Below are 15,623 nucleotides of genomic sequence, written 5' to 3'. Positions count from 1 at the left end.
TGTTCAAGTTGGCACCTCTGTATAATTTGGGTATTTGCGTCATTATTGCCGGCTTTCTGGTAACGCGGACCCCAGCTACCGGCCTGACAATGACTCGATTGGGGGCTGGGATTTAGCCGCGTAAGGTCTACACTGGCCGAAACTATGGGGGGAATACTATGTTAATCGGCTTTGTCAGCCTCTATCTGGTGTTATCGGTGGCGTTGGGCCTGTGGGCCTCCATGCGGGTCAAGAATACCGAGGACTATATTTCAGCCGGTCGTAGCCTGCCCATGGTGATGGTGGTCGCGATGGTGTTTGCCACCTGGTTCGGCGCGGAAACCGTGCTCGGCATTCCGGCCACCTTTGCCGCGGACAACCTGGGTGGTTTGGCGTCTGATCCCTTTGGCATGTCCATCGCGCTGATTGTTTTCGGCTTATTGTTCGCTCGCCCCCTCTATCGCATGCACCTTCTTACGCTGGGCGACTATTACAAACAGCGCTACAACCGGCCCATTGAGGTGTCGGTGAGTCTGGCGATTGCTGCCTCTTATCTGGGCTGGGTGTCAGCCCAGGTGGTGGCATTGGGGATCGTTTTTTCAGTGCTGACCGGCGGCGAGGTAACGGTGCAGATGGGCATTATCATCGGCACCCTGATTGTCACCTTATACACATTGTTTGGTGGCATGTGGTCGGTTGCCGTCACCACCTCTTTCCAGATGGTCATTATCGTTTTGGGGCTGTTGTGGATAACCGGTTTGGCGACGGACATGACTGGCGGTGTTCAGCCTGTCATTGACCATGCGCGCGCCGCGAATAAATTTGAATTCTGGCCGCCCTTGGAGTGGGAGGCGATAGTGACCTTTTCGGCCGGCATGATCACTATCGCGTTTGGCTCGACGCCCCAGCAGGACATTTTCCAACGCGCCAATTCCGCCAAAAACGAACAGATCGCCGTTTGGGGAACAGTGATTGGTGCCGTGGCCTACTTTATTTTTGCTTTCGTACCGATCTTTCTGGCCTACTCAGCGTTCATTATCGATCCGGCCATGGCCTCCGAAAAATTGGCCGGTGATCCGCAGGAAATTCTGCCCACGCTGATTATTGAGCACATGCCGCTGTATGCGCAGGTTATTTTTTATGGTGCGCTTATGTCAGTCATCATGAGTACGGCGTCGGGTACGCTGTTGGCGCCGTCGGTTACCTTGTCGGAAAACGTCATTAAAGAATTTTTACCGGACAATGCCTTGTCGGATCACCAGTTTTTGTGGATGAACCGGGTGGTGGTGGTGGTGTTCGCCAGCCTGGTGTGTGTCTACGCGCTGTATTCACAAAGCGAAGAAACGTCCATTCACCATATGGTGGAAAACGCCTACAAAGTCACCATGGTGATGGCGCTGTCGCCATTACTGTTTGGTCTCTATTGGAAAAAGACATCCACCTTCGGCGTGGGGCTTGGGTTGATATTGGGCGTGCCGACCTGGTTGATTCTGGAGTGGGTTGCCACTGATGCGGTGTTGCCACCGCATTTTGTCGGCTTTCTTGTCGCGACAGCCTGTTTGGTTGTCGGCAGTTTATGGCGCCCGGCCGATCAGAGTGCCCGGCCGATAGATAAATACACCGAGTGACGGTCTGCACTGTTGCGGCCATAGGCAAAAATGATTGGCCCCAGGGGTGAGTCCATCCCCACGCCCAGGCTGCCTGCCGTGAGATAGCCAGAGTCGAACGGCAGGTCGCTCAAGCCCCGGTTCCACGCGCGCCCGTATTCAAGCGTAGCGAGAAAGTAATAACGGGTATTGAATACCAGTAAAGGGTCATTCAGCAGCCGCGTGTAACGCAAACTCAGTAAATCGTTATTCTGGGTCACCAGGCTGCCTTCGGGCATGCCGGAGAGGTGGCCCAGTCCGCCTAACAGAAAACGGCTGGACGGCACCACGTTTTCGCCATTGGTGCGCGCCGCCTGTGCACGGAAAACCCAGGTGTTTCGGTCCAGGCTGTGGGCATAAGACAGTAATGCATCGGCTTCGTAGTAATTTTCATCCGAGCCCAGTGATTTTTCATAACTGCGGTAGTTGAGTTCTGTGCGGGCGCCTTGTGTTGGAAAGTACACATGGTCTTCACTGTCCAGGCGGAAAGACGCTTCCAGATAACCTTGATCGTATCCGAGCTCATCGATGAGCGCTTCGCCGGTTTTTACGTTGAGTCGGCCATCGGCCACATGCACACCCAATGATATGTCGGTGTATTGGCTGAACATAAATCCGCCTTCAATGCCGGCACTGGATTTGCGGTCGCGCACGATCAGGCGTTCGGTTTTCAACGCTTCGTCATAAATCGGAATGTCGCGCGCGGTGTAGGACAACACCGGCTTGATATACAGGGGTGTTTCGTAGCCAAGTGGCAGAAAAAACTCGGAGCTCAACAAAGCGTTATTGCCCAGCTGCAGTTGTGTATACCATTCGGCACCGTACTGGGTAATGCCGGCTTTATTAAAACTGGCGGCCAGGTTGTAGTAATTATTGCCTCTGAGGTCATCGCTGGTGCTGAATCCCAGGCGAACGAAACTCATGTGGCGGGTGTCGCCATTGACCAAAATATGCAACCGTTTGGTACCGTTGGCGGCGTCATGTAGTTCGTAATTAACGCTGACAAAATAATCCAAGCCATACAGGGTGTTGATGTTGTGAATCAACAAGGCCTGGTTGAATGGCTCGCCCTTGGGTTGCCGGATGAAGGACAGAATCGCTTCATCGTGTAAATAGGAATTATTTTGAAGGCTGATAGCTGAGATAATCGGGTCTTTGTGAGTCGTAAGTTCAGCTTGTGCTTGCGCGCCGGCGGATTGGAAAGAGGCCAGTGCAGTGGCTTGCGCCATGGTCGCTTGGTAACCTTGCTCGATTGCATCCGCTGCCGCGTCGAAATCCACCGAGCCAATACCCTCGAGTACCGGTTCCAACAGCAAATCCTGGGGTAGCAAGCTGGCTTTCTGGTACTCTGTGCTCTTAATGGTCAGAAAGGTGGTGACCTGTTCTGACACGGCAAAAATTGAATCGATATTTTCGCGTTTAAGCAAAGGTGACCCGATATTCACGGCGATCACGCGGTCTACGCCCATGGCGCGTGCCACATCCACGGGCATGTTATTGGCCATGCCGCCATCGGCCAACAACATCTTATTGTGTTGAACCGGGGCCAGTAATCCGGGAATCGACATGCTCGCGCGCACGGCGGCGGGCAGACTGCCATCGTGCAAGACGACCGCCTCACCGGTTTCCAGGTTGGTGGCGACCGCGCGGAACGGAATCGGCAGCTGATCGAATTGGGATATGCTGTTGGTGTGCTGAAAAATGTCTTGCAGAACCAGCCCCAGATTCTGCCCGTCCAGTACGCCCTTGGGCAGTGAAACTTCGTTGCCGGTAATCCGTATTTTGGTTTTCAGCAGGTGTCTGCGTTCCTCTTCTTTGCGCCGGAAGGTGAGATCGCGCCGGGGTGGAAAGTCGGCCAGGGCATAGTTCCAATCGAGACTGGTGGCGATGGACTCCAATTGGTTAACTGAATAACCACTGGCATACATGGCGCCGACAATTGCCCCCATACTGGTGCCGGCCACTGCGTCTACCTGTATGCCTTGCTGTTCGAGCGCTTTGATGACGCCGATATGGGACAGGCCGCGCGCTGCGCCGCCACTCAGAACCAAGCCGATCCGGTTGCCGTCTTTATCGAGGCCATAGGTTAACGGGCTACAGCTGATCAGTAGGGCCAAAGCCAATGCGCGCAATTTCATTTCGACTTCAGTGTTATTCCGAGTTGTTCCCACATTGCATCCACGCGGGCGACCACTGCCGGGTCTTTTTCGATGGGTTGGCCCCATTCCCGGTCGGTTTCGCCCGGCCATTTATTGGTGGCGTCCAGGCCCATTTTTGAGCCGAGTCCCGACACAGGTGATGCAAAATCCAGATAATCGATGGGTGTATTTTCCACCAGCACCGTGTCCCGCGCCGGGTCCATGCGTGTGGTGATGGCCCAGATCACATCGTGCCAATCGCGTGCATTGACATCGTCATCGGTGACAATCACAAACTTGGTGTACATGAACTGACGCAGGAAAGACCAGACCGCCATCATCACCCGCTTGGCATGCCCCGGGTATTGTTTCTTGATAGTCACCACCGCCAGCCGGTAAGAACAACCCTCCGGTGGCAAATAGAAATCGACAATTTCGGGAAACTGTTTTTGCAGAATGGGCACGAACACTTCGTTCAGCGCTTCACCTAACACGGCCGGCTCATCCGGTGGTCTGCCGGTATAGGTGGAGTGGTAAATGGCGTCGAAGCGGCGGCACAAACGGGTGACGGTGAACACGGGAAACCGGTCTACTTCATTGTAGTAGCCGGTGTGATCGCCGTAGGGTCCTTCGTCGGCCATTTCGCCCGGTTCGATATAGCCCTCTAAAACGATTTCCGCGCTGGCGGGAATCTGCAGGTCGGAATCCTGGGCTTTGACTACCTGGGTTTTTTCTCCGCGCAAGAGTCCAGCAAACCCGTATTCCGATAAGGTGTCGGGTACGGGCGTGACTGCACCGAGAATGGTAGCCGGGTCGGCGCCAAGCGCGACCGCCACCGGGAAGCGCTGTCCCGGGTTCTGTTGGCACCACTCGCGGAAATCCAAGGCGCCGCCGCGATGAGACAACCAACGCATGATCAATTTATTTTTGCCGATCAATTGCATCCGGTAGATGCCGAGGTTTTGCCTCGGCTTGTGCGGTCCCCGGGTGATTACCAGAGGCCAGGTTATCAGCGGCGCTGCGTCCCCGGGCCAACAGGTCTGGATCGGCAATCGGTACAGGTCGACCTGATCGCCCGTGTCAACCTGCTGCTGCCAGGCCGCCCGACTGACTTCCTTGGGCTGCATATTTAAAACCTGTTTGAACACCGGCAGTTTTTCCCAGGCGTCTTTAAAGCCCTGTGGTGGCTCGGGTTCTTTCAGGAATGCGAGCATTTTTCCAACGTCCCGCAGGGCGCTGACATCGGACTGTCCCATGCCCATGGCGACGCGATCGGGCGTGCCAAACAGGTTGGCCAGCACGGGCATATCAAAGCCCACGGGATTCTCAAACAGCAGTGCGGGACCGCCAGCGCGCAGTGTCCGGTCGCAGATTTCGGTCATTTCCAGATTGGGGTCGACCGGATGGGAAATGCGTTGCAGCTGGCCTTGTTTTTCCAGTTGCGCGATGAAGTCTCTGAGGTCGGAATATTTCATGGGTAGTCACCTGTTGCTGGGCGCTACCTTACCATAGCCGGGAAAGGGCGTCCTTCCCCGGCATGGATATCAGACCTTAACTGGCCTGATGGATATGGACGTCCCGCTGTGGGAAGGGGATGGAAACGCCATCGGCGTCGAACGTCTTTTTCACGTTTTCCTGCATAGCGAAATACACGCCCCAGTAGTCTTCGGTTTTGGTCCAGACCCGCACGGTGAAGTTTACCGAACTGTCGGCCAGTGCGGAGATGACCACCAGCGGTTCACGGCCTTCCTCATCGCGGATTATGCGCTCATCGGCGGCAATGACTTTGTTGATGGAATCGCGCGCCTTGTCGATAGAATCGCCATAGCCAATACCAAACACGAAATCCACGCGGCGATGGGTTTGTGCCGAGTAGTTGATGATGTTGCCGTTGGCGAGAGGGCCATTGGGGACAAAAATCATTTTGTTGTCGCCGGTGATAATCCGGGTCACAAAAATCTGGATGTCGGCCACTTTACCGGCAATGCCTTGCGCTTCAATAAAGTCGCCCGATTTGAACGGCTTGAACAATAAAATCAGTACGCCACCGGCGAAGTTGGACAGGCTCCCCTGCAGTGCCAGACCGACAGCCAGACCGGCCGCGCCCAATACCGCGATAAAGGAGGTGGTTTGGATGCCGATCATGGAGGCGACCGAAATTACCAGCATGACTTTCAGAATGGAGCCGATCAGGCTGCCAAGGAACTTGCGTAAGGTCAGTTCTGTCCCGCTTTTTTCCAGGCCCTTGTCCAGTACTTTGGTGACTACCCCGATCAGCTTCCAGCCAATCCAGAGCACAATCAGTGCCATCAGAATTTTGGGTCCGTGGGTCATGGCCAGTTCGTTGATGTGATCAATCCACTTGCTGTCGAATTCCATTGTTAACTCCTTGCAAACGAAAGTATGAGTGGTGTAGAACGAACAAGGCCCGCTGAGCGGGCCTTGTGTAGAGCAATTATTTGCGCTTCATCGAGAGGAAGAATTCATCGTTGGTCTTGAAGTCCTTGAGCTTGTCGGTCAGGAATTCGGTCGCACCCAGATCTTCCATATCGTGCAGCAATTTGCGCAGAATCCACACGCGCTGCATTTCATCTTCTTTCATCAGCAGGTCTTCACGGCGGGTGCCGGAACGACGGATGTTGATGGCGGGGTAAACGCGTTTTTCTGCAATCTTGCGATCCAGATGCAATTCCTGGTTGCCGGTGCCTTTGAATTCTTCGTAAATCACTTCGTCCATTTTGGAACCGGTGTCTACCAGTGCGGTGGCTACGATGGTCAGGCTGCCGCCTTCTTCGATGTTCCGCGCGGCACCAAAGAAGCGCTTGGGTTTTTCCAGCGCATGTGCATCCACACCGCCGGTCAGCACCTTACCGGAGGACGGAATCACGGTGTTGTAGGCGCGTGCCAGACGGGTAATGGAGTCCAGCAGGATCACCACGTCTTTCTTGTGTTCAACCAGGCGCTTGGCCTTTTCGATCACCATCTCGGCCACTTGTACGTGGCGGGCAGGTGGCTCGTCGAAGGTGGAGGCGACCACTTCGCCGCGCACCGAGCGTTGCATTTCTGTTACTTCTTCGGGGCGCTCATCGATCAGCAGAACGATCAGGTGGCATTCCGGGTTGTTGCGGGTAATGGCCTGAGCGATGTTCTGCATCATGATGGTTTTACCGGCTTTGGGCGGGGCCACAATCAGGCCGCGCTGGCCTTTGCCGATGGGCGCAATCAGGTCGATGATGCGGCCGGTGAGGTCTTCGGTGGAGCCGTTACCGGCTTCCAGTACCAGGCGCTGGTTCGGGAACAGGGGCGTGAGGTTCTCGAACAGGATCTTGTTGCGGGAGTTTTCCGGTTTGTCGAAGTTAATGTCGTTAACTTTCAGCAGCGCGAAATAGCGTTCACCTTCTTTGGGTGGCCGGATCTTGCCCGAAATGGAGTCACCCGTGCGCAGGTTGAACCGGCGGATCTGGCTCGGCGACACGTAGATGTCGTCGGGGCCGGCCAGGAAAGAGCCATCGGCAGAGCGCAGGAAACCAAACCCGTCCTGGAGAATCTCAAGAACCCCGTCGCCGTAAATGTCTTCGCCGCTTTTGGCGTGGCGCTTGAGGATGTTAAAGATAATGTCCTGCTTGCGCGAGCGGGCGAGGTTTTCAAGCCCCATCTCTTTGGCGATATCAAGCAGTTCTTCAATGGGTTTGGTTTTCAGATCGGTCAGGTTCATAAACGCGTGTGCTGTATGGAAAAGGTTTGCGCTATCCACCTGGGCCCGGGAAGGTCCGGTGGTGCAAAAGGGTTAACGAATGTCTGTATTCAACAGGTTGTGTTGTCCTGGGGGCAATGTAAGCGTTTTGGGCTTGCGCGTCGGCGGCGGGCGCATTGCCTGTGTCTGAACATTCCCGGGGTATTCCAAGCGGTTGCGGCCGGTTCTGGGGCCTTTATTCAATGTGGCTTGGGGGAAAGGTCAGACGGGGTAAAACAAATGCTAATGCAAGATGGCCTGAGTATAAACACTAATTCTGGATAGTGCAAAAACTGAACGCCGCATAAGCGACGTTCAGTGGCATCCGGTCAGATGGCGGAGTTGATGAACTCGACCAGCTGGGATTTGGACAGCGCGCCCACTTTCATGGACTCCATCTGGCCGCCCTTGAAGATCATCAGGGTCGGAATGCCGCGGATGTTGAACTTGGCCGGGGTTTCTTTGTTGGCATCAACGTCCATCTTGGCAATGGTGATCTTGCCGGCCAGCTCGCCGGCCAGTTCGTCCAGTACCGGGGCGATCATCTTGCAGGGGCCACACCAGGCTGCCCAGAAATCGACCAGAACGGGGCCTTCGGCCTTGAGTACGTCGTTCTCAAAGCTGGCGTCGGATACGTGAACGATAGCGTCACTCATTGGGGGTTCTCCATCAGTAAGGAAAATCAGCAGGGCTCAGGGGCTGCATGATAATGATTGAGCATAGCAGGTACAAGGCGCTGCTGTACTTGTGGTGTAGCAATAGTGGGGTTTGTCCGGCGCTTTTAAACCCCTTTGGCACAAATTTGCGTCAGGTCAGTTCGCCCAGCAGTTGCGATTGAGACGCCTGACCGGAATTACCCGTGCGCTCGTAATCGCCGGTGGGTGACAATTCCCAGCCCTGGCGGGTGTCGGACAGATAGGTGTCGAGATCGGCCAGCAGGCGGCGGGCGAGGGCGGGTTCCTCAACGGGAAACACCACTTCGACCCGCCGGTTGAGGTTGCGCTCCATCAGGTCGGCGCTGCCGCAATAGAGCCCGGGCTGGCTGTTGGCAAAGTAAAACACCCGGCTGTGTTCCAGAAACCGGCCCACCACCGAGGTGACCCGGATATTGTCGGAAATGCCTTCCACGCCGGGTTTCAGGCAGCACATGCCGCGGATAATCAGGTCGATGGCCACGCCGGCCTGGGATGCCCGGTACAGCGCCTGAATGATTTTAGGTTCGGTCAGGCCGTTGCACTTGATGATAATGCGGCCACTGCCACCCTCATCCACGGCCTTGATCTCGGCATCAATCATGCGGATCAACTGCCGCTTGAGGGTAAAGGGTGCGTTCAGAAGCTTCTGGGGTCGCTCGGTTTTGCCCATGCCGGTGAGCTGCTGGAAAATAATGTGCACGTCCGCACCGAGCACCTGATCGGCCGAGAACAGGGAGTAGTCGGTGTACAGGCGCGCATTGCCGCTGTGGTAGTTGCCGGTACCCAAGTGCACGTAGCGGCGCAGTTTGCCGGCCTCGCGCCGGACAATCAGGATCATCTTGGCGTGGGTTTTGTAACCCACCACGCCATACACCACCACGGCGCCGGCTTCCTGCAGTCGGCTCGCCAGCTCCAGGTTTTCCTCTTCGTCAAAGCGCGCGCGCAGCTCCACCACGGCGGTTACTTCCTTACCGTTGCGGGCCGCTTCCAATAGCGCATCCACGATGGGTGAACTGGAGCCGGTGCGGTACAGGGTTTGTTTGATGGCCAGCACATCCGGGTCCTTAGCGGCCTGACTGAGCAGTTCCACCACCGGAGTAAAGGACTCAAACGGATGGTGCAGCAGCTGGTCGCGGTGGGCGATGGCCTGAAAAATATTGTCTTTGCGGGTCAGGCCCTTGGGAATGGTCTGGACGAAGCTGGCGTATTGCAGGTCGGGCCGGTCGATCTGTTTTTCGGCATCCATCAGGCGCTTGAAATTCACCGGGCCATTGACCATGTAGAGCTCGGCTTGCGAGAGCCCGGTTTCGCGCAACAGGAAATTCACCAGCGGTTCTGGGCAGTCGTCCACCACCTCCAGTCGCACCGCATTGCCGAACCGGCGCGAATGCAGTTCGCCTTTGAGTGCGCGCGCCAGGTCGGCCACGCCTTCGGTGTCGAAGTCGAGGTCGGCATTGCGGGTGATGCGGAACTGGTAGCAGCCTTTGATTTCCATGCCGGGAAACAGCTTGTCGGCATTGGCGTGAATAATGGAGGACAAGAATACAAAATGATCACCCACGTCACTGAGTTCGTCGGGAATCTTCAGGATGCGCGGCAAGGAACGGGGCGCGGGCACCACCGCCAGTCCGGTTTCCCGGCCAAAGGCATCCTGGCCCTCCAGTGACACGATAAAGTTCAGGCTCTTGTTCACCAGGCGGGGAAAGGGGTGGGCCGGGTCCAGTCCGATAGGGCTGATGATGGGCAATACATCGGATTCAAAAAACGCATTGGCCCAGGCGACCTGTTCGGGGGTCCACAGGCCTCTGGGCACGAAATGAATGGCTTCATCTGCCAGCGCGGGCAGCATCACTTCGTTCAATATCCGGTATTGTTCGGCCACCAGTTCGTGCGCGGCGCGGGAGATGGCCGCGAGCACTTCCTGCGGGGTGGAACCATCCAGCTCTGCTACTTCCCGCTCCATGGCGATGCGCTGACGCAGGCCAGCCACCCGGATCTCGAAAAATTCGTCCAGATTGGAGGAGCAGATCAGCAGGAATTTCAATCGTTCCAGCAGCGGGTGCGATTCGTCCAGTGCCTGTTCCAGCACCCGCCGGTTAAACTGCAGGTGGCTGAGTTCGCGATTCAGATAAAACGCGGGATTGGCGAGGTGGTCGCTGGCCAGGTCATTCATCGGTACATTAACCTATGATTCATCCAACATGCAGATGTAACAAGTATAGAAAACGATAGTCCCAATCACCGGCATCGGTTAGCAGGAAGTCCGGTATCCTACACCCAAACAATGACTCACGTGTGACACTATGAAAAAAATCGGACTGCTGCTGATACTGGTATTGGCCGCTGCAGCGTTTTATTTACTGGGCGGCGAACAGCTGCTGGATCCCACCTTGTACCGCCAGTGGCAGGCAGACCAGCCAGTGGCAACGGCGCTGGTTTTTGGTGCCGTGTATGTGCTGGTGACCGCATTGTCGTTGCCTGGTGCCGCGATTCTGACGTTGGTGGCCGGTGCGCTGTTCGGATTGGGATGGGGCTTGCTGATTGTATCTTTCGCCAGCAGCCTGGGTGCGACTCTGGCGTGCGCCGTGTCGCGCACCTTGTTGCGTGACTGGGTTCAGGCGCGTTTCAGCGCGCAATTGAAAACTATTAACGCCGGCGTGGAAAAAGACGGTGCTTTCTACCTTTTCAGCTTGCGGCTGATCCCGCTGGTGCCTTTTTTTGTCATCAACCTGGTATTCGGTCTGACGCGCGTCCGCTTGTGGACGTTTTACTGGGTCAGTCAGGTGGGCATGCTGGCGGGCACTGCCGTGTATGTGAATGCCGGTGTGCAATTGGGTGCGCTGGATGAATTGTCCCTGTCGGGCATCATGACGCCGGGACTGTTGGGCGCGTTTGTGCTGCTGGGTCTGTTTCCCTGGTTGGCGCGTGCACTGATGGCCCGCATTCAGTCTGCGCGGGTCTACCGGGATTGGCAAAAACCGTCCCGCTTCGACGCCAACCTGATTGTCATCGGTGCCGGCAGCGCCGGTCTGGTTTCTGCCTACATTGCCGCCGCGGTAAAAGCCAAAGTCATTCTCATCGAAAAGCACAAGATGGGCGGCGATTGCCTCAACACCGGCTGTGTCCCGAGCAAGGCGTTGATTAAATCCGCCGCCACGGCACGCACCGTGCGTGCGGCCGAACAATTTGGCGTGCAAGCCCCGGCGCCGGAAACCAATTGGCCCGCGGTCATGGAGCGTATTCAATCGGTGATTGCTGCCGTGGAGCCGCACGATTCGATTGAACGCTATACCGGGCTGGGGGTGGAATGCGTCACCGGCGAAGCCAGGCTGACCTCACCCTGGACGGTGGAGGTCAACGGCAACACCCTGAGCGCGCGCCATATCATTGTGGCCACCGGTGCCCGCCCGACGGTGCCCGACATTCCGGGGCTGGATCAGGTGCCCTACCTGACGTCGGACAATCTCTGGCAGTTGCGCGACAATCCCGGTCGGCTGTTGGTCTTGGGTGGCGGTCCCATTGGTTGTGAATTGGCGCAGGCCTTTGCCGCCCTCGGCGCAAACGTTACCCAGGTGGGGCGGGCGCCGCATCTGATGCCGCGTGAAGACGCCGAGGTGTCGCATTTTATTGAGCAGCGATTCCGGCAGGAAGGTATCCGCCTGCATCTGGGCGCCAAGGTTCACCGGTTTGAGCGTACCGATACCGGTTTTGTGGCCCATGTGTCTGATGATCAGGGACAACATACATTGGCGTTTGACCAATTGTTGCTGGCGGTGGGGCGCACGCCAAACGTGGACGGTTGGGGTGCTGACCTGCTCGGCCTGGAATGCCGTGACGGGGCGTTGGCGGTGGATGGGTTTTTGCGCACGCGTTTTCCCAACATTCTGGCCTGTGGTGATTTGGTGGGCCCGTATCAGTTCACCCATATGGCCTCGCATCAGGCCTGGTATGCGAGTGTGAATGCACTGTTTGGCTGGCTGAAAAAATTCAAGGTGGATTATTCGGTGGTGCCCTGGGCGACGTTTACCGCGCCCGAAGTGGCGCGCGTGGGGCACAGCGAGGCCAGTGCGGCCGATGCCGGACTGGCCTTTGAGGTGACCCGTTACGGTATCGATGATCTGGACCGCGCGCTCGCCGATGGCAGCGCCGAGGGCTTTGTCAAAGTCATCACCGAAAAAGGCAAGGATCGTATTCTGGGTGCAACGGTGGTTGGTGCGCACGCGAGTGATCTGATTACCGAGTTTGTCAGCGCCATGAAGCACAAACGGGGCCTCAACAGCATCCTGGGTACTATCCACATTTATCCGACCATGAGCGAGGCGAACAAGTACGCCGCGGGCGTTTGGAAGCGCGCGCATGCGCCGGAAAAAATATTGTCGTGGGTGGCACGTCTGCACGCTTGGCGCCGGTAGTCGGCCCGCTTAGAATCTGCCGGAGGCAGTAGATAGGTGCGATGGCAGTGAACTGGATTCAGGCGGCATTGGTGATCATTGATGTGCAAAAAGCCATTGATGCGGATTATTGGCACAAACAGGGTGCGCGCAATAATCCGGAGGCGGAGCAGGTTATTGCTCGCCTGCTTGAGTATTGGCGTTCGCGCCATTGGCCCATCGTGCATGTGCGTCACTCGTCGCATTCGCCGGAGTCTGCTTACCATGCGCGCTCGCCCGGTTTTGCGTTCAAATTGAAAGTGCAAACCGGCGTCAAAGAACTGGTGGTCACCAAGCGGGAAAACAGCGGCTTTGTGAACACATCGCTGCACGCGGAACTGAAACAACTGCGGTGCGATAAACTGGTGATTTGTGGTGTAACCACCAATCATTCAGTGGATGCAACCGTCAGGCACGCGCGGGCGTTGGGATACGCTGTTAGGTTGGTAACCGATGGCTGCGCTGCATTTCCTTTGGCGCTGCCGTCGGGGGACATGGTGTCAGCGCAGCAAGTGCATGACATTTTTTGCGCCAATCTGGCCTGTGAATACGCCGAGTTGGTGACCAGTGATCAGCTCATGGCCTGAGCGGCGGTCTTTAACAGCCCGGTTTTTTCGAACGCATTTTTGAGCGCATCCACGGTCACGGGTTTGCTCATGTAGTGGTTCATGCCGGCCTGGTAGACGGCCTCGCGATGCTCCTGCATGGCATGTGCGGTGAGTGCAACGATCAGGGTGTCGGGCAGCATGTTGCGGCGCTCGTACTCGCGGATGCAGCGCGTGGCTTCAAATCCGTCCATCTCGGGCATTTCGCAATCCATCAGCACCAGGTCGAAATCGGCGTCGGGGGCGGTGACAGCTTCAAAGGCCAGTTTGCCGTTTTCCACCATTTCAGGCTCGATACCAAACTTGCCCAGCATGCCCTTGATCACCATGCGGTTGACATTGTTGTCTTCTGCAACCAGTACTTTCAAATGGCTGTAGAGTTTTAGATTGTTTTCCTTGACGCTGGCTTCCGCATGTCCGGTGTCGATACCCAGCAGACCCGACAGCGCTTGCTTGAGTTTTTTCGGTGTCACTGGTTTGCGGCGGACTTCAGCAATGCCCGCGGCTTGTAGTTGCTCGGACTCGGGCATGATGTCAGAACCAATCTGCATGGCCGTAGGCACCGGCGCGTCGCGGTAGTGCTGGATTTTTTTACTCAACGCCAACACGTCCACATCGGGCATTTCGTAATCCAGGTACGCGAAGTCAAAGCCGGCGGCGTGGTTGTCTGCCAGCAGATGATCCAGCGCGGATTCGGAGTCTGCGATAAAGACGTGAATGCCCCAGCTTTTGCAGTGGTGGCTGATAATGTCAGCCAGATAAATGTTGTCTTCCACCACCAGCAGGCGTTTGCCGGCCAGCGCGCCGCCCGAGGTGTTCGATTTGGCGGGCAGTTTGATTTGTTCGCGCTGGAAGCGGGCGGTAAACCAGAAAGTGGATCCTTTGCCTTCGGTGGAGACCACGCCAATTTCACCACCCATCATTTCCGCCAGGCGTTTGCAGATTGCCAGCCCAAGACCGGTGCCGCCGAATTTGCGTGTGGTGGAACTGTCGGCCTGGCTGAAAGATTGAAACAGCCGCGCCATGCCCTCGTCGTTGATACCGATGCCGCTGTCGCGGATAGAGAAGCGGATGGTGGGTTGATCCGGGTCGGAATTTTCTTCCCGGCGCGCTTCAACGATGACGTAACCTTCGCTGGTGAATTTAAAGGCATTGCCAATCAGATTAATCAGCAACTGCCGCAAGCGGGTCGGATCGCCCATCAGATTCAGCGGCGTGGTTGGGCTGACGCTGCCGATCAATTCGATGTGACGTTTGTTGGCGGTGGCGCCGAACAGCTGCACACAATCTTCTACCAGGTCTTCCAGATTGAAGGGTGCCGACTCCAGCTCCATTTTGCCGGCTTCGATTTTGGAGTAATCGAGAATGTCGTTGATGATATCGATGAGTGTTTCGCCGGAGCGGTGAATCACGTCCAGATAATGTTGTTGGGTTGCGTTGAGCGGCGTGTCGCGCAATAGCTCGACCATGCCGATCACCCCGTTCATGGGGGTGCGGATTTCATGGCTCATGGTGGCCAGGAACTGGCTCTTGGCCCGGTTCGCGGTTTCGGCCACGGCTTTCTGACGCTCGGATTCCAGCTTCTGCTGTTTTTCGGTCAGCAGGGCGGTCTCGATGGCCTGGCGTTGTTCAATGTCTTCCAGCAGTGAGGTGCGCATCTGGTTGAAGGCGTTGACCACATTGTCGAGTTCGTCCGGCTGCTCGGAATCCTTGTTGCGTTTCAGGGCCAGAGGTTTACTCAGGTTGTCGAGGCTCAGCTGGCGCGCGTATTGGGCGATGGTTTCCATATGGCGGGTGAGCAGGGAGCGCACCAACCACAGAATAAACAGCGAGATGAGCAGGGTTTTGGTCCCTTGCAGCACACCGATGTAGGCGGCCCGCTCCCATAATTTGTTGTACACCGAGTTAAGGCTGGCGGTGATGATGAGCGTGCCCAGCTCCTGCTCGGGCGTATTCGGGTCGGAATAAATCAGCGGGTATTCTTTCACCAGTACGCCGCGGCTGCTTTGCTCCAGATTGTCCAGGTCCAGGTTGAGTGAGCTCGCGGTCATGGCCTGGTCCATGTTATTCCAGTCGCGCCACACCACCGTCACCTGGGCCACGTCTTCTACTTCAAGTACGGACTGAATCTGCACATTCAGTTGCTCTTCGTCGAATCCCCACAGGCTTTTGGTGATCGAGGGCAGAGTAGAGATACGCACTTGATCCAGGCGCTTGTTGAGGGCGTCGATGTCGTCGTGAAAGCTCACGTACAGCTGGAACAGAATGGCGATCAGCGCCATCAGTGAGCTGCTGAGGATGATCAGCGCCAACAGCCGGGTCGCGATAGGGTTTTCACGCCGATAACGGGAAAAACTGAACATGGATGCCGTTGGGTCCTTGGTCTGTGCCTGTCGG

10 protein-coding genes are annotated in these 15,623 nt (G+C 56.5%); 3 read left to right on the top strand and 7 right to left on the bottom strand.

The genetic code is table 11. From position 1 onward, the window contains the following. Positions 1–158 precede the first annotated feature (158 nt). Positions 159–1,607: a high affinity choline transporter 1 gene (locus M5M_RS11255; protein ID WP_015047620.1), complete on the top strand. Its 1,449-nt coding sequence runs from the start codon at positions 159–161 to the stop codon at positions 1,605–1,607. Here the strand turns inward: M5M_RS11255 and M5M_RS11250 are convergent. From M5M_RS11250 to ppk1, 6 genes are all read right to left on the bottom strand, one after another. Beyond that, positions 1,571–3,763: a patatin-like phospholipase family protein gene (locus M5M_RS11250; protein ID WP_015047619.1), complete on the bottom strand. Its 2,193-nt coding sequence runs from the start codon at positions 3,761–3,763 to the stop codon at positions 1,571–1,573. The two genes, M5M_RS11255 and M5M_RS11250, sit on opposite strands and share 37 nt — an antisense overlap. Next, positions 3,760–5,238, bottom strand: a complete 1,479-nt coding sequence (gene ubiD, locus M5M_RS11245) for a 4-hydroxy-3-polyprenylbenzoate decarboxylase (RefSeq protein ID WP_015047618.1) — start codon at positions 5,236–5,238, stop codon at positions 3,760–3,762. The genes M5M_RS11250 and ubiD overlap by 4 nt, the downstream gene beginning before the upstream one ends. Positions 5,239–5,314: 76 nt before the next feature. Then, positions 5,315–6,142, bottom strand: a complete 828-nt coding sequence (locus M5M_RS11240; protein ID WP_015047617.1) for a mechanosensitive ion channel family protein — start codon at positions 6,140–6,142, stop codon at positions 5,315–5,317. A gap of 76 nt (positions 6,143–6,218) precedes the next feature. Further along, the gene (gene rho / locus M5M_RS11235) at positions 6,219–7,478 is read right to left on the bottom strand and encodes a transcription termination factor Rho (protein ID WP_015047616.1); all 1,260 of its coding nucleotides are present in this window, start codon (positions 7,476–7,478) and stop codon (positions 6,219–6,221) included. A 347-nt stretch (positions 7,479–7,825) separates the two neighbouring features. Beyond that, positions 7,826–8,152 carry a thioredoxin TrxA gene (trxA, locus tag M5M_RS11230; protein ID WP_015047615.1) on the bottom strand — a complete coding sequence of 109 codons (327 nt, stop codon included), beginning with the start codon at positions 8,150–8,152 and terminating at the stop codon, positions 7,826–7,828. A 151-nt stretch (positions 8,153–8,303) separates the two neighbouring features. Next, on the bottom strand, positions 8,304–10,364 hold the full coding sequence (ppk1, locus tag M5M_RS11225; protein WP_015047614.1) for a polyphosphate kinase 1: 2,061 nt from the start codon (positions 10,362–10,364) through the stop codon (positions 8,304–8,306). 130 nt (positions 10,365–10,494) lie between these two features. On the opposite strand from ppk1, the gene M5M_RS11220 reads away from it, so the two are divergent. Together M5M_RS11220 and M5M_RS11215 are read left to right on the top strand one after the other, a co-directional pair. Beyond that, on the top strand, positions 10,495–12,603 hold the full coding sequence (locus tag M5M_RS11220; protein ID WP_015047613.1) for an FAD-dependent oxidoreductase: 2,109 nt from the start codon (positions 10,495–10,497) through the stop codon (positions 12,601–12,603). Positions 12,604–12,650: 47 nt separating this feature from the next. After that, complete coding sequence (locus M5M_RS11215; protein ID WP_024330321.1) at positions 12,651–13,208, top strand: isochorismatase family protein; 558 nt, start codon at positions 12,651–12,653, stop codon at positions 13,206–13,208. Here the strand turns inward: M5M_RS11215 and M5M_RS11210 are convergent. Next, positions 13,193–15,589: a response regulator gene (locus tag M5M_RS11210; protein ID WP_015047611.1), complete on the bottom strand. Its 2,397-nt coding sequence runs from the start codon at positions 15,587–15,589 to the stop codon at positions 13,193–13,195. The genes M5M_RS11215 and M5M_RS11210 overlap by 16 nt on opposite strands. Positions 15,590–15,623 lie beyond the last annotated feature (34 nt).

Origin of the sequence: Simiduia agarivorans SA1 = DSM 21679 (assembly GCF_000305785.2) — a bacterium.
GTDB lineage: Bacteria > Pseudomonadota > Gammaproteobacteria > Pseudomonadales > Cellvibrionaceae > Simiduia > Simiduia agarivorans.
This window is presented reverse-complemented; position numbering and strand designations above follow the sequence as displayed.

What these genes read in the sequence shown, in the direction of transcription:
- rho (WP_015047616.1), bottom strand. Translation starts at nt 7,478, where the DNA reads ATGAACCTGACCGATCTGAAAACCAAACCCATTGAAGAACTGCTTGAT.
- M5M_RS11240 (WP_015047617.1), bottom strand. Translation starts at nt 6,142, where the DNA reads ATGGAATTCGACAGCAAGTGGATTGATCACATCAACGAACTGGCCATG.
- M5M_RS11220 (WP_015047613.1), top strand. Translation starts at nt 10,495, where the DNA reads ATGAAAAAAATCGGACTGCTGCTGATACTGGTATTGGCCGCTGCAGCG.
- M5M_RS11255 (WP_015047620.1), top strand. Translation starts at nt 159, where the DNA reads ATGTTAATCGGCTTTGTCAGCCTCTATCTGGTGTTATCGGTGGCGTTG.
- ubiD (WP_015047618.1), bottom strand. Translation starts at nt 5,238, where the DNA reads ATGAAATATTCCGACCTCAGAGACTTCATCGCGCAACTGGAAAAACAA.
- M5M_RS11210 (WP_015047611.1), bottom strand. Translation starts at nt 15,589, where the DNA reads ATGTTCAGTTTTTCCCGTTATCGGCGTGAAAACCCTATCGCGACCCGG.
- trxA (WP_015047615.1), bottom strand. Translation starts at nt 8,152, where the DNA reads ATGAGTGACGCTATCGTTCACGTATCCGACGCCAGCTTTGAGAACGAC.
- ppk1 (WP_015047614.1), bottom strand. Translation starts at nt 10,364, where the DNA reads ATGAATGACCTGGCCAGCGACCACCTCGCCAATCCCGCGTTTTATCTG.
- M5M_RS11250 (WP_015047619.1), bottom strand. Translation starts at nt 3,763, where the DNA reads ATGAAATTGCGCGCATTGGCTTTGGCCCTACTGATCAGCTGTAGCCCG.